The sequence below is a fragment of the Neorhizobium puerariae genome (assembly GCF_042429745.1).
Taxonomy (GTDB): Bacteria; Pseudomonadota; Alphaproteobacteria; order Rhizobiales; family Rhizobiaceae; genus Neorhizobium; species Neorhizobium puerariae.
In genome coordinates this window covers 1-14,796 of record NZ_JBHMAA010000008.1, presented here as the reverse complement: position 1 = coordinate 14,796, position 14,796 = coordinate 1, and the positions used below count along the sequence as shown (strand labels likewise).

The 14,796-nt window shown below is 61.0% G+C and carries 12 protein-coding genes; 8 read left to right on the top strand and 4 right to left on the bottom strand.

Features of this window, described 5'->3' with window-relative positions; translation table 11 throughout:
• Positions 1-39: 39 nt before the first annotated feature.
• Positions 40-1,233, bottom strand: coding sequence for a KpsE/RkpR family capsule polysaccharide export protein (locus ACFFP0_RS05460; RefSeq protein ID WP_377257421.1), 1,194 nt, complete (start codon positions 1,231-1,233; stop codon positions 40-42).
• A gap of 175 nt (positions 1,234-1,408) precedes the next feature.
• On the opposite strand from ACFFP0_RS05460, the gene ACFFP0_RS05455 reads away from it, so the two are divergent.
• Complete coding sequence (locus tag ACFFP0_RS05455; protein ID WP_377257419.1) at positions 1,409-2,218, top strand: ABC transporter permease; 810 nt, start codon at positions 1,409-1,411, stop codon at positions 2,216-2,218.
• Positions 2,219-2,246: 28 nt separating this feature from the next.
• Here the strand turns inward: ACFFP0_RS05455 and ACFFP0_RS05450 are convergent, their stop codons facing one another.
• The 3 genes from ACFFP0_RS05450 to ACFFP0_RS05440 all read right to left on the bottom strand — a co-directional run bounded on the left by ACFFP0_RS05450 (position 2,247) and on the right by ACFFP0_RS05440 (position 5,901).
• A complete protein-coding gene (locus ACFFP0_RS05450) occupies positions 2,247-3,347 on the bottom strand; it encodes a DUF6270 domain-containing protein (RefSeq protein WP_377257417.1) in 1,101 nt (366 codons plus the stop codon).
• Positions 3,348-3,429: 82 nt separating this feature from the next.
• Positions 3,430-4,482, bottom strand: coding sequence for an FkbM family methyltransferase (locus tag ACFFP0_RS05445; protein WP_377257415.1), 1,053 nt, complete (start codon positions 4,480-4,482; stop codon positions 3,430-3,432).
• Positions 4,483-4,551: 69 nt separating this feature from the next.
• Positions 4,552-5,901, bottom strand: a complete 1,350-nt coding sequence (locus ACFFP0_RS05440) for a glycosyltransferase family 4 protein (protein WP_377257413.1) — start codon at positions 5,899-5,901, stop codon at positions 4,552-4,554.
• A gap of 489 nt (positions 5,902-6,390) precedes the next feature.
• Between ACFFP0_RS05440 and ACFFP0_RS05435 the strand changes: the two genes are divergently transcribed.
• From ACFFP0_RS05435 to ACFFP0_RS05405, 7 genes are all read left to right on the top strand, one after another.
• Positions 6,391-7,596, top strand: coding sequence for a KpsE/RkpR family capsule polysaccharide export protein (locus ACFFP0_RS05435; protein ID WP_377257411.1), 1,206 nt, complete (start codon positions 6,391-6,393; stop codon positions 7,594-7,596).
• Positions 7,593-8,324, top strand: a complete 732-nt coding sequence (locus tag ACFFP0_RS05430; protein WP_377257409.1) for an ABC transporter ATP-binding protein — start codon at positions 7,593-7,595, stop codon at positions 8,322-8,324. Before ACFFP0_RS05435 ends, ACFFP0_RS05430 begins: the two co-directional genes overlap by 4 nt.
• 726 nt (positions 8,325-9,050) lie before the next feature.
• Positions 9,051-9,950 carry a helix-turn-helix transcriptional regulator gene (locus tag ACFFP0_RS05425; protein WP_377257407.1) on the top strand — a complete coding sequence of 300 codons (900 nt, stop codon included), beginning with the start codon at positions 9,051-9,053 and terminating at the stop codon, positions 9,948-9,950.
• Positions 9,951-10,065: 115 nt separating this feature from the next.
• Positions 10,066-11,190 carry a polysaccharide biosynthesis/export family protein gene (locus ACFFP0_RS05420; RefSeq protein ID WP_377257405.1) on the top strand — a complete coding sequence of 375 codons (1,125 nt, stop codon included), beginning with the start codon at positions 10,066-10,068 and terminating at the stop codon, positions 11,188-11,190.
• Between the two features lie 132 nt (positions 11,191-11,322).
• Entirely contained in the window at positions 11,323-12,186 is an 864-nt protein-coding gene (locus ACFFP0_RS05415) for an FkbM family methyltransferase (protein ID WP_377257403.1), read from the top strand.
• Positions 12,187-12,225: 39 nt separating this feature from the next.
• Positions 12,226-13,560 carry a glycosyltransferase family 4 protein gene (locus ACFFP0_RS05410; protein ID WP_377257401.1) on the top strand — a complete coding sequence of 445 codons (1,335 nt, stop codon included), beginning with the start codon at positions 12,226-12,228 and terminating at the stop codon, positions 13,558-13,560.
• Between the two features lie 24 nt (positions 13,561-13,584).
• Positions 13,585-14,643: a hypothetical protein gene (locus tag ACFFP0_RS05405; protein WP_377257399.1), complete on the top strand. Its 1,059-nt coding sequence runs from the start codon at positions 13,585-13,587 to the stop codon at positions 14,641-14,643.
• Positions 14,644-14,796 lie beyond the last annotated feature (153 nt).

Below are 14,796 nucleotides of genomic sequence, written 5' to 3'. Positions count from 1 at the left end.
GAATGCCCCGCGGTCCTTCCGCGGGGCATATCTTCATCTTCAGCCGTTGTCGTGATCGCGAACGGCCGTCACCAGCAGCCAGCCGACCAGATAGGCGAAGGACATGACGAGGAAGGTGATGAAGATGTTCTTCAGAGCCAAGGGCAGTTCCGCCTCGTCCGGCAGATGCGACGGCACGACGACCTCCAGGTAGAGTTGCTGCCGCCGCGCATCGGATCGCGCGACATCAAGCGCATCGAGAGCCGAAACGAGAGCCTTGTCGGCGAATTCCCGCATCAGGACGAGGCTTTCGTAATCGGCGATGCGCGGGGCGATGGAGTTGTCGGAGCCGACCATCTTCCGGCGCTCGGTTTCGATCTGCCGCTCCAGGGCGGCGATCTGGCTGGTCATGAACGGGATCGAATTGCTGTTGGGCGCCGTCTCGCGCATTTCCGCGAGGCGCGCGCGCATGGCGGCCAGCTCGGCCGACAGCTGGCCGATGAGTTCGACCATCGAGGTGGAGCTGGCGTTCGGATCGATCATCAGCTCCTTGTTGCGGAAGGCCGTAATGCTCTTCTGTGCCTCGAGCATCCGCTGTTCCGCCTGGCGCACCTCGTTGCCGGCGAACTCGACGGCGTCATTGTGCGCACGCTCGTTCATGCGCTGCAGGAGGCTTTCGCTGAGAGCGAGCAGCGTCTGGTTGAGGCTGTAGGCGTCCGTTGCATGAAAGGCGGTGGTGCGCAGCAGGGTGATGCCGGTCGTGTCGTTGTGGATGACGGAGATGCGGTCGGAGTAGTAGCGGTAGAGCTCCTCCTCGCTGTTGTTCTCCCAGAAACGGGGGAACCGCATCAGCCAGTCGGCGTCGGAGCTTCCGAAAATTCCGCGCACAGGAAGCCGGTCGCCGAGCTCCTTGAGAGCCTGTCTCGAGCGCATGTATTCCTGCACGGAAAATGTATCGTCCTGCGAACGGGTTATTCCGCTGTTCTGCAGCAGGGAGCCGAAGGCGTTCGACGACGGCGGCGCCGCCATTCTGACCACGAAGGACGATTCCGACACGAAGATCGGGGCGGCCAGGAAGGCGTAGTAGAAGCTGGCGAATGCCACCGGCACTCCCACGACGGTGAGGAAGACAGCCAGCCGTCCGGGGCGTTTCCGGCCCTTTCCCGCCCCGGCCTGCCCGGGAGCCAGCCGGGCTATCTCGCGGCCTACCGCCTGCCAGTCCCGCGCCTTTATCTTTTCAACCATCTGCGCCATGGCGGCACCTTTCCTGTGGTTTGCCGGCTGGCGAGCCGGTCCTTGCCGGCCGGACCCGCTCGCCGGATGCGGTTATTGTCCAAAACTGACGCAAAGAAGATTGAGCGGGAGTCCGCCGCCGGTATCGTGGGACGATGCCGTCTCCACGGCCGAACCGAAAAGGAGAGCCTCCCGCATGAACACGAAGTATGGCGCTACGGGCGGCTTTATGCAATTCATGGTTGGGCTTAGAATTCAGGCGCGCGTGCTCGGCGCGCTCATCATGCGCGAGGTGCTGGCGCGCTATGGCCGGGAAAACCTCGGTTTCCTGTGGCTCATCGTCGAACCCATGATCCTCACAGGCGGCGTCATGGCCATGTGGTCCCTGATGAAGCATGAGTCGCACGGACTCGTCATCGTCGCGTTCGCCTTGAGCGGATATATGCCGCTGACCCTCTGGCGGCATGTGACGTCTCACTCCGTCTCCTGCCTGCGCCAGAACCTGCCGCTGATGTACCATCGCCAGATCCGCCTGCACGATGCGCTCATCGCCCGCGCGCTCATGGAAATCGGTGGCATCACCGCGGCTCTGGTCATCACCTATGTCATCGTCCGGCTGCTGGGATTTATCGAGCCCTACCGCGATCTGGGGCTGATCTTCGCCGGGTGGATGTTCACGGCCTGGTTCGCCTTTGCCGTGGGGCTGATCTTCGCCGCGGCATCGGAACGGTTCGAGTTCGCCGACAAGCTCGTCCAGCCGTTCCAGTATCTCATGCTTCCCGTCTCGGGCATGTTCTTCATGGTCGCCTGGCTGCCCGGCGAAGCGCGGGAACTGGCGCTCTACGTGCCCCTCGTTCATTGCTTCGAGCTGTTCCGGGCCGGGATATTCGGCGACACGCTCAAGACCTATTACGACATCGGGTATCTCTTCAAAGCATGCCTGTTCACGACCGCCGCGGGCCTCTACTTCGTCAACGAGGCGCGCCACCATGTGAAGTTCGAATGACGCGCCACGGAGCGCAGATCCGCTTGAACTAGGGTTGCCGCACATAATGCTTGACCTGGTTCTGGAACTCGGTGGAGCGCAGCAGCGTATTGCGCAATTCCCTGCGATCGGCCATGGCGTAGTGGTTCAGGAAAGTCATCGCCGATTCCGGTTCCCGCCCCAGTATCCATCGGAAGGCTGCGACGACATCCTGTGAGTCGACCGGATCGCGGAAATAACGGTCGGCAGGCCCCTTGAGCTTCGCAAACAGGAAGGGCAGGGCGCCGTGCAGGATGTCGAGGCCGAAACGTCGCAGGTTCGGATCGGAGGACGAGGCCGCTCCGGTAAAGGCATCCATGAGGCCGGAATAATGGCTGAGCGTCGCGACCGGATCGCCGGAGCGGGGCAGTTTCCTGAAACCTCCGTTGGCATGGAAAAGCCTGGCCGTCTCCTGCCAGACCTTTGGTGAGTAGTGCATCGGAGCGGGGCCATAGGCTGACGAATCGTCCGAATAGGGCGTAACGAGAGGCATCAGAACCCGGCTGTTTTCGATGCGTGGCAGGCAGAAATCGATCAGCATGCGGCAGATGGGGTAGCGCATCTGCCAGCGGCAGAAGTCCATCATGTAATCGTTCTTGTTGATGAGGATTCCCTCGTATTCGGACGTGGGAGGGACATCGAGGAAGATCACCTCCGTTTTCGGCATTTCACGCGACAGGAAGCTGCAGAATTTCGCCAGCGGACCGATGACGAGCTTCCAGAATTCCTGATTGCCGAAAGGTATGATCTCAAAGAGGCCGAATGCGTCGCGCTGTATCGCTGCGTTCGATTCCAGCAGTTCGTATGGCACTGTCAGCAGACTGCCCTTGTAGCGCATCAAGGAGGCGCGCGAGGCACGGGTGAAGTCGATGACGAGCGTATCCGGATTGGCGGCCTTGAGCCGCTCGCGAAAACCGCGCTTGGCCTCGAACAGCAATTTCTTTCTGATCCGCTCGGGCCATTCGTCTATTCCTTCAAGCGCGACATTGCTGTCGTCCATGAAGCTTGCGACGTTTATCCCGTAGCAGAAGAAAGCCGGCTTGCTTTCGGGGAAGGCATATTTCACGAATTCTTCGCTGGGACATGAACCGTAATAGGCGACAATGCTCATGCTTTTGACCCGTTCTTTCCGACGATTGCGTTCAAATCAATGATCCTCTGATCCGTGAGCGGTCCGGTGCAGGATGGCCGGTTCAGTTCGTCGTTTCCTTGAGGCGGACCGGCTTGCCGCGCGGGCGCTCCAGCTCGATGCCGAGAGGCCTGAAACGTTCGTTTACCTGCCTCATGCGATCCCTGTGGACAGCCAGAATGTTCGCGACCGCCCCGCCGGGAAAGTCGGCGTCCAGCGCTTCGGCCGTCGCCACGGGTTTCAGGCTGCGGTTGGCACAGTTCCAGACGCTATAGCCCAATCCCTGCAGCTTCCGATGGATGGTCCCGGGCGTTGTCTTCGACAGGACGTTGAGCATGTTGCGGTTGATCTCCATCAACAGCGTCGGTCTGTGCCTGGCGAGGGTCCGGGCGGCTCCATCCAGGAAAAGTCCTTCGGCGCCCTGGATATCCACCTTCAATGCATCCGGACGCAGATCGCCGATGACGCGGTCGAGGGTTTCCACCTCCGTCACCCGCTCGGCATGATCGTCGGCGGCTGTGGCGATCAGCCTTGTCGCGCCGGCATTGATGCTTTCCTCGGCATTGCTGAGCTGCATCCGGCCCGACGCGTCGGCGAGCGCCAGCCGGCGGACCTCGATCCGGTCGCCGAAACCGTTCTCCGCGATCGAACGCTCGAAAAGGCTGTGGAGCTTCGGCAGGGGTTCGAATGCCAGGACCTTGCCGCGGAAGGAAGGACGGGCGGCAACGGAGAGCGAATAATAGCCGACATTGCCGCCGACATCGATGAAATGGCCGTCATCCGGCACAACCGATCTGATGAGGTCGACGTCGAACTTCTCGTATTCGCCGCTCATGATGCCGAAGGAGATGTGGTACTGCCGGAGATCGAGATACAGCTTGAAATTGTTCCTGGTTTCAAAAAGAACCACGATCGGTTTCGGCACGAAGTTGTTGAAGAGAAGATCGCCGTGGCGCTGGTGGAATTCCGCCGAGGAGAGGAAGCGTCTGCGATGTTCATCCAGTGGAATATCTGCAAGTTGCAGGAGATTGCGGCCGATGGCTTCCTTTTCGTTCTTGTTCAGCGAACGGCCCAGAATGAATTTGTAGCAATTTTCAATGTCGTAATAGCTTGTCACTGTGCTGATCCCTCAGACCTTCCGGCAGATTGTTTTTGGCATGCGGCACGGAGTTCGCCGTGCCGGCGATCAAGACATGGCATTGTTCGGTATTGCGAAGCCTCGCTGGGGCATCCGCTGGGCCGCATAACGGCGGGCGGCGACATCGTTCTCGATCAGAGCTTCCAGATCGTTGAAATGGGCCTCCCAGCGATGGATCACGCCTGCTGCGGAGAGGCGTCGGGGGGAGGCGGCGACGGCATCGATCGCTTCACGCCAGCTGCGCCCGTCGAGGGGGTCCAGAAGGATCGCTCCGTTGCCGGCGGCTTCGCGATGTGACGGAATATTGGAGGCGATGACCGGCGTATTGAGGGCAAGCGCTTCCGTGACCGGCATGCCGTAGCCTTCCACGAAGGATGGGGAAAGCAGCGCGGCGGCGCCGCCAAGCAACCGCGCCAGCGCAGCGTCTCCAAGTCCGGGAACTTCGATGACGAGGCCCGGCAGGGCGCGGCAGCGTTCGAGCATCGCGAGAATCTGGCTGTTCTCCCAGCCTCTTTTCCCGACGATCACGAGCCGCGGAGCCCGGGAGCCGTCGCGCTCTGCCAGATATTGCCACAGATGAAGCAGCAGCAGGTGGTTCTTGCGCGGCTCGATCGTGCCGACGACCACGAAATAGGGGGTCTCCGGGCCTGGCAGGTCCTGCGGGGCGTCAAGGAAGCATTCCTCGACACCGGGAGGAAGGACGGCGATGGAGGGCTGGCGCAGGTTTTCCTCCTGCGCGAACGTATGGAGATCGCGCGCCGTCACCTGTGAATTGCACAGGATGAGCGCCGCATGGTTGAGCACCGTTTCCATCCTGCTGCGATGACGCCGGGGTTCATGGGGCCGAACGTATTCCGGATGCGACAGCGGAATGAGGTCGTGCACGTAGAAAATGCCCTTGCGGCCACGCTCACGGAGCCAGGAGAAAGCGGACGTCCTGTCGAGACGGCTGTGAGAGACGTGTATCAATGAAGCATTGCTGGGAACGCTCAGCCGGTCGAAGAGGCCGCCTGCAATCAGGCGCGCGCTCCGCCGCAACCGCTTCAGCGAGATTCTGCTCGCCGTTTCCTCTTTTGCCGCATGCCAGACAGCCTTGCCGTCGATGGCCGCGAAGATCTGCTCCAGGAGGGCCGCCTGCGAGGGCGACAGCTCCGTCGTCGCCCAGCGGCGGTTGACGGCCGAGATCAGCCTGTCGGCCCGGCTGGTTCCCACAGGGACCGCTCCGCGGTAGCCGGTCTCGATGAACCAGGAGGATTGCGGCAATTGCGAGCCGTTTCCCCGCTTCCGCCGCTCGTTCAGCCAGGTCGCGTAGTGGAGCGCATAACGGTCGATGCCGGTGGGTGTCGAATAATGTTCCCGTTCGACGAGACGGGAAATATCCATCACGATTGCATTCATTGCGGCCTTCCGCGCTCCGCATCCCGTGTGCAGGGGGAAAACGGGCCAAACGGAATCCGCCGCATAAGCGCAGCCCTTCCCGACATGATGATCCGGCTGCCGGATGACTGAAGGCCGCCGCGCACGGCGAAAGCCATGCGCTCATATGGGTTGGCAAGCATGTCGCCGCCGTCCAAGACACCTTCGAACATTCCGAGTTCCCTGAAACCGCAACAAAAGAGCAGGGGTTGCACCAATTGCATTTATTGCGACGATATTTGTCTGTTTCTATACAGATAGCGTCATTGAAGTATATATTGCGACAATTTTCGAATATGTTTGTGTTTTTTGAAAAATATATTTGACTTTCTTTTGTCGATTGCAAATCTTGCTGTGTTTCGCCCTCTCTCGGTCGAGGTTTTACATCCGTGGCTCGATGCCGAAATGGAAATTTCCGCAGGGATGCGGCGAGATAGGGAGCGGAAACCGCAATTGTACTGGTAGCCTCTGATGAGCCGCATTGAGAACAACAGGGAATTCACCGATTTCGTCACCCTGATAAGCTTGCGTTCCCTGGACAAGGCGCCGGGCGAGCAGGCTGCTTCATGGAGACGGGCGTTGCGATGGCTTCGCGGCAATCTCCTCCTGTTGTTGATGGTCGTGCTGCCGGGACTGGCCGCAGGCGGCTACTATGCCTTCATCAGCGCCGACCAGTACGTCTCCGAAACGCAGTTCGTGGTGCGGAGCCCCAATCGCAATGCGACGGGATTGCTGAGCGGCTTGCTGCAAAGCACAGGCTTCGTCCGCGCGCAGGACGACAGCTATATCGTCAGCGAGTTCATGTTGTCGCGGGCGGCCGTGGACCAGCTGGTGGAGCATAACGCGCTGAAGGACATCCTGTCGCGCTCCGAAGCGGATTTCCTGACGCGTTTTCCGCTGCCCTGGGGCGAGGAGAACAATGAGGATCTCTTCCGGCACTACCTGCGCTTCGTGAAGGTTCAGACCGACAGCGGCAGCGGCGTAAGCACGTTGGAGGTGCGGGCCTTCCGCGCGGAAGATGCGCGCGATCTGGCCCAGGCCCTCCTTCAGCACGCCGAGGAACTCATCAACCGGCTCAACGACCGGGCAAGGCAGGATGCCATCGGCTATGCGCAGGTCGAGATGAAGGACAGCGAAGGACAGCTTGCCCTTCTGCAGGGCCGCCTGACGGAATTCCGGAACCGGGAAGCGCTTGTCGACCCGACCAAGCAGTCGGCCACGGCCCTCGACCTGATCGCGCGGCTTTCCGACGAGGTGGCTGCCAACAAGGCGCGTCTGATGGCTCTCGACGAGCAGGCGCCGCGCAGCCCGCAGAGAGAAGCCTTGCGGGCGCGGATCGAAGCCGTGGAGAGGCAGATCGGCAATGAACGGTCCCGAATCGTCGGGAGCGACAGCTCCATGGCTCCAAGGATCGCCCAATACGAACAACTGCTTCTGGAACGGGAAATGGCGGCCAAGATGCTGACATCCGCAACGACTTCGCTGGAAAACGCCAAGATCGATGCCCAGCGCCAGCAGCTTTACCTGGAACGCATCGCCGATCCGAACCTGCCCGACCATCCGCTGTATCCGAAGCGCATACTGTCGTTCCTGATGTTTCTCGCCATGTGCGGAGCGGCCTACTGGATCGTGCGTCTTTGGATAGCCCAGGTTATGGAGCACGCGGCATCCCAATGAACGATATTCCCGCAAGCCTTGCCCAGTTCCCGCCCGCTCCGGTGTCGGCCGCGAAGTCCGGCGCGCTGGAAGCCGAAGGGGGCATCATCGTCTCCAATCTCGTCAAGGAGTATCCGGTTCACGGGCGGATGCGGCGCGTGCTGGACGGGATCAGCTTCAAGGTCGGGCGCGGCGAGAAAATCGCGGTCCTCGGCCACAATGGTGCAGGCAAGTCGACGCTGGTTCGCCTGCTGGCGGGCATCGAGGAGCCCACCTCCGGCAAGATCGTGCGGACCATGTCCATGTCGTGGCCGATCGCGCTGAGCGGCGGTTTCAGTGGGTCGATGACGGGTTTCGACTGCATGCGGTTCCTGTGCCGCATCTATGACAAGTCGTTCGAAGAGGTTCGCGAATCTGTGGAGACCTTCAGCGAACTGGGCAGATATCTGCGCATGCCCATCAGGACCTATTCGTCCGGCATGCACGCCCGGCTTGCCTTCGGCATGTCGCTGGCCATCGATTTCGACTGCTATCTCATCGATGAGGTGATCGCCGTCGGCGACAGGCGGTTCCAGGTCCGGTCGTTCGAGGAGCTCTTCGTCAAGCGAAAGGATCGTTCGATGATCATCGTGGGGCACAATCTCAATGTGATCGGCGATCTCTGCACGTCGGCGCTGGTGCTGCGAAACGGTCGCGGCCGTGTGTTCGATAATGTTGAACAAGCTTTCAGCATCTACGCCACATTGTAAGCATTCCCTCGCCCCTCCATCCGGCAAGTTTAATTGATCCAAAAAAGGTCAATCCTGTTTTGCGCCTCCAGACGCGATCCTTGTCTATATTGCCGCTGAACAGGGGATTAACTGCGGTGCGTACGCATGGGGTGTTCGTGTACGCGTAGAGCTATAATTCAAAAGCATGGATATACAGTATTCCGTCGCGCCTCTTGAGTGTGCCAGGCGGTTTCTCATCGTCCAGCACCCGGCGACAGAACTTTCAATCCCGGATTTGTCTCTTCGGCGCCCACGGGAAATACAACCAAAAGAAGAAAATCACTCTTTCCCCATGGATGTGGGAAAGGATGTCGGAATTTGTCTTTTGTTAATTACAAATTGTAGTTGCTGGGGGAAACCCACTTGGATGCAATCTGTATAACGGTGTCATTATTTGTACTGTCAAAGCAGAGCGCGCATGCTAATTCAGCAATAAATTATGGAAGTTAAGCTACTTGGTATATTGCGTATGAGGTTGTCGGGGAGGCTGCGCATATGACTTGGCCGCGACAGCATAGGCGGTATCTGACCTATTCGAAAATTTGTTGGCGGCGATGAAGATGCTGCAACGTCAGATTTCAGTCAGGATGGCACATGGTTCAATTGGGGAGAATTGCCGAACAGTGCGTCAGCGGCTTTGAGGCGTATTCGCGCGATGCGATTGTTCGTAATCTTGAGGTCTTTGAGCCGGGCTGGAGATGGACGGTGCCCCAGGATGATAGTGGGGACTACTCATTCAAGATGGACCGGCAGCCTGTCGAGGCGGCATCCATAGTCAGTGCCGAGCACTCCGCTCGCCTCGAGGCGGTCGTCAAGCGCGACGTGCCTCGTGTCAGCATCATGTTTCTGCTCGCGGGTGGCCTCGAAGTGCAGAGCAGGCGATCCCGCAAGGTCCAGCGTGTGGCGGCAAACCAGGTCGCAAGCATCGATGAGTCTGCCGGGAACCGGATCAGCATCCAGTCGCGGAGTTCGTGGTTCTCGCTGCGGATACCGACGACCATGCTGCGTGAGCATTTCGAGGAGCTGACGGGTGCGCCTTACGTGCAGGAATTCGCCCTCCCGCCGATCAATTTCCGTCAGGGCGACGCCCAGGGCCTCTATCAGACTCTCCGGCAGGCGGAGAAGGACCTGAAGCTCGCCCGTCCCGCCGAAAGGGTGATGCTGGCGAAGGCCTACAAGCAGCTCGTCCTCGCCAAGCTGTTTGCGAAGCTTCCGCACAATCTGGCGGACGCCTTCGGCCGGGCGGCGCTCAAGGAGGCGCCGCGGCAGCTTTTGAAGGCGGAGGCTTTCATGAGGGACAATCTTCGCAATGCGGTCATGCTGGAGGACGTGGCCAATGCGGCCGGCTGCAGTTCCCGGGCGTTGCAGAGGATGTTCCGGATCTATCGCGGAGATACGCCGATGGGCATATTGTGCAACTACCGGCTCGCCGCGGCCCATGGCGCCATCAAGGGCGGCCAGGCGGAGAGCATAACCGATCTGGCCATGAGCCTGCAGTTCTCGAATCCCGGACGATTCTCCGTCCTCTACAAAAGCGCATATGGCTTGAGCCCTTCGTCCAACCTCCGTTTTGCGCGCGGACACCGGGATGAGGTCGGAACCTGACACACGGTCAGGCCGACGTTTCCGCTTAGTTCTTCTCAGTGACCTATCAGGATAGGCGATGCAGTTGTTGTTTGTTGTCTTGTGTATTGTCGCCTCCCTTCTAACAGGTTGCGCGTTGCCGGCGGCTGGTCCGAAAACCGCCGTCGTTCTGGAGGAAGCGAAAATCAGTGCGGGCGGCAAGGCGCCGGCTTTCGCCATGGTCGATGTCACGTCGCAGGCGCAGGTCAGGAACGTGGCGCGCCCGAAGCCGAGCCTTGCGGCTCATTTCGGCGAAGGCGCCCGTGATCCGGGCCTTCGCATTGCGGTGGGCGACGTGGTTTCGGTCAGCCTCTGGGAGGCGCCGCCCGGCACGCTTTTCGGCGCGACCGCCACCACGGCGGGGCAACAGCAGGCATCCGGCGGTTCCGTCACCATTCCGCAGCAGGTCGTCAACAGCGACAGGACGATTGCGGTGCCCTATGTCGGCCGCGTCGTCGTGGCCGGCCGGACGCCTGCGGAAGTCGAACGCTCGGTGGTTTCCTCGCTGGCCGGCAAGGCGGTGATGCCGCAGGCCCTGGTGACGGTCCAGCAGAGCACGGCCAACACGGTCACGGTTACGGGCGAGGTCGCAGGCGGTGCCCGCGTGTCGCTGTCGCCGGCCGGGGATCGCCTGCTCGATGCGGTTGCCGCAGCCGGAGGATTGCGTGCGAGCGTGAACGAAAGCGTCGTATATCTGACGCGGCGGGGGACGACGCTCGACATCCCCTTCGCGTCGATCGTCCGCAATCCGCGCGAGAACGTCCGGCTGCGTCCGGGCGACGTGGTGACGGTCGTCCAGGAACCGAGGACCTATACGGTCCTGGGTGCAACCGGCCAGAACGCCGAGGTGCAGTTCAGCTCCACGCGTGTCACCATGGCCAATGCACTGGCGCGTGCCGGCGGATTGCTCGACAACCGCGCCGATGCGGCCGGCGTATTCCTTCTTCGCTATGAGCCGCGTGCCGTCGCAAGCCGTGTCGTGCCTCCCGGAAATCCGGTTCTGCAAAGATCCGATCCGGTGCCGGTCGTCTACCGCTTCAACCTGAAGAGTGCGACGACATTGCTCGCAATGCAGGATTTCGACATCCAGCCGCGCGACATCGTCTATGTCTCCAATGCATCCGGAATCGATCTGCAGAAGTTCCTTGCCCTGTTCCAGGGGATCAGCGGACCTGCGCTTTCCGCCACATCTGTCGGCATAGCCGCGGCAACAGCGAATTGATGCGAATGGAGGCCAGGTTGCGGAAAACATCAATTGAGAACGGCAAAGCATGCAGCGGAGCCAAGGGGGAACACAGAGATGACCACGGGCCTGCTGCCTGCCTGGGGCAGGCGATTGCGGTGGAGGTCTGACGTGAGTTCTTCCACCCTGCTTCATCTCCACGAGCTCATGGCCTTCGACCGGTATCAGGCGGAGGCCGCCATCCTGCAGCGTGTGACGAGCGCCTATCTCGGGGATCATACGGCCCTGGTCCGCGTGCTCGGCCGCTACAAGCTCTATATCGACACGCGCGACAGGGGGTTTGGCTCGCATATCCTGCTGGATGGTTTCTGGGAGATCTGGCTGACGCTCTTCTGCGCCCGCAATGTGAAGCGCGGCATGACCGTCGTCGATGTCGGCGCGAATTTCGGATACTATTCCGTTCTTCTGGCCGAACTCGCGGGGGAGGAGGGGCGACTCTTCGCGGTCGAGCCGAATCCCCATGCGGCGGACATGCTGGGCCGCAGCATCGAGATCAACGGGCTTTCGGGGCGGACGCGGATCGAGCGGGCGGCCCTCGGCCGTTCCGCGGAAGGCTGGGCGCCGCTTTACGTCCCGCATAGCGAGCCGAAGAACGCACTGATCGTTCCCGAAGGTTTCACCGCCGATGCCGGGCAGGGAAAGATCGTCAGGGTTCCCGTCACGACACTCGACAGGCTTGGTTCCGCATCCCGGCGCATCGACTTCATCAAGATCGATGCGGAGGGTGCCGAAGAAGCCATATTCGAGGGAATGCAGGAAACGATCACCCGCCACCAGCCCGTCATCGTCGTCGAGTTCAACGCCGCGCGTTATGCCGATCCGGGCGGTTTCATCGACCGGCTCACGGCCGTCTACGGAACGCTCCGGCGTCTCGATTTCAGCGGCAAGGCCGTTCCCGTCCAGCGGAGCGATCTCCTGTCCATATATGCCGATGACGATTGCCTTCTGGTCCTTTCCCGTGACGAGCCGGCCTGAGACGGTATCGGGTAGCCAGCAAGCCTAGGAGCAAGCACCATGTCCCGGACGATCCTGTACGATGGGCTCAACCTGTCGCTGAAGAAGGGAACCGGCGTCGCCACCTATGCCCGGAGCCTGCTCACGACCGCTCGTGCGCTCGGTTATCATACGGGCGTCGTCTACGGCATCCAGAGCAACATCCCGCGCGACCCGATGTTGCGGGAGATCGTTCTCTTCGACGACAATGCGCAACAGGAAGGGGGCAGCGCCCTCTCCATGACAAAGCGCTGGCTGAGACGTCGCATCGCCGCTCCGTTCGGTATCAGGCCCGTTCCCATCCCCCTGAACGGAACGGTCATCCTGAAGTCGCTCAAGGCGCAGATCGGCGATGCCGAATCCCTCTATGCCGCCAGCGATCTCTTCAGCCTTTCCCGCCGGCACTTCAAGCGCTACGGCGGCAGGCTCACCATGAGCTTCGAAAAGCAGCCGGATCTTCTGCACTGCACCTATCCCATGCCGCTCGCGGCCAGGAAGGCGCTGAATATCTATACGATCCACGATCTCGTTCCGCTGAGGCTGCCCTACCTGACGGAAGACGACAAGCGTTATCATTACAGGATGTTGCGCGCGCTGGTGCGGAAGGCCGACCACATCGTGACGGTGTCCGAGACCTCCCGTGCCGACATCATCAACGTGCTCGGCGTGGAGGAAAAGCGCGTCAGCAACATCTACCAGGCCGTTCATGTGCCGCAGGCACTGCGTGAAAAACCGGAAGACATGGTGGCGGACGAACTGGCCGGTATCTTCCGGCTGGACTGGAAGAAGTATTTCCTCTTCTTCGGGGCGTTCGAGCCGAAGAAGAATATCTCGCGCCTGGTCGACGCCTATCTGTCGGCGAAGGTGGACCTGCCGCTTATCATCGTCGGCGCGCCGGGCTGGAAGGGGGCTGAAACCCAGCAGCTCATCGAGGAGGAGCGGTTCCGCTTCTATCTGCGAGAGAGGGACAGGATCATCCCGCAGCGCCGTATCCAGCGGTTCGATTTCGTATCCTACCCCATGCTCGTAAGCCTCATAAGAGGGGCGCGAGCCGTCGTTTTCCCTTCTCTTTATGAGGGGTTCGGCCTGCCCGTCCTTGAATCGATGCAGCTCGGCACCCCGGTCCTCAGTTCGACGGAAGGGTCGATTCCCGAAATAGCCGGCAAAGGGGCGCTGCTCATCGATCCATACAGCACGGACGACATGCGCAAAGCCCTCCACAGTCTCGCGAACGACGACGACCTCTGCCTCGAACTATCCCGGGCTGGACCGGCGCAGGCGGCCCGCTTCTCCGTCGATCGCTATCAGAAGAGGGTAGGAACGCTCTATGATTCCCTTTTCCGGGGATCGTTCTGAAACCATGACGCAGGGAGTCTCATCATGACCATTCTTTGCGGTTTCGGCATGCCGGGGGTGATGTCGTCCTGGGGGTTCGCTGCGCTGCATGCGGTGGCGCGCGAGGTCTTTGGGGACTATGCGGTCATATCCGCAGATACGATCGAGGACCTCCGGCAGTTCGTCCAGAACCGGGAGAAAAAGCACGCGCTCCTCGTTTCCCAGTTTCCGGAGGCGAAGCTGTCGGAACTGATCATGCGGATGAACGTGCCGTTCCTGCTTTTCCTCGAGAACCCCGTGGACGCGGTATCCTATCTCGCCCGGTCCACCGATCAGCAGGATCTCGCCCTGGTCAGGGCGGTCTCGGCAAGCCTTGCCTGCCTTGAACCGTTCGCCACGGCGCCTGCCGCGCTCGTCATGCGCCGGAACGACGTCAGGGGGACGGGCGGCATCGACTGGCTCCTGCAGCGGATAGACCAGCACTACGGCATTGGCCTCACCGTCGGTCAGATGACGTCGGCCCTGCAGCATATCGGATTGGCGGTGTCGGGCGAGGCGAGGCCGCTGGCGCCGCCGAAGCTTGAAGAGGCGGCCGCGGCGATCATCGCGGGATATATGCCGCCGCTGGGAAATGGCGCCGAGCTCGATCCGTCCCTGCGCGAGGCGGCCGAGAAGATCCTGCTGCCGCTGGAACTGGGGCGCTCCGAAAAACCTGCGCGATCCGTTTCATGGCCGGCCTGGACGTTCTTTTCGGGCGACCGGCCAGGGGATTGTCTGACAGACGAGACGATCGATCTTACGGGTGGCGCTCGCTGCCTCGTCTATGGCCCCTATTTCCATCTTCCCGCTGGCTGCTGGGATGTCAGGCTGCTTTTCGACGTCGAGGAGGACTGCTATGGCCAGGTGTTTTCGATCGAGGTTCACTCGTCGGACCTGCTCGCCAGGCTTCGGGTCTGCCCACAGGGCGTCGGCTCGTTCGAGGCGGTCATCCCCGTGGAGATCGTGGAGCCCAGGTCGGCAATCGAGGTCCGGGTCCTGATGGATGGCGGTGCGATCGAGGGCCGTCTTTCGCGCTGGTCGGCCGATTGGCGCCGGGCCGCATGATTTTTCCCTTCATATTCGGTAGTACGGCATGAAATTCGGAACGAGTGGACTACGTGGGCTTGTTGAGGATCTGGAGGGGCGTGCGACGTCGCTTTATACGGGGGCGTTTGCGCGGCATCTTCTGGAGACGGGTGCGGCGGGTCCGGGCAGTCC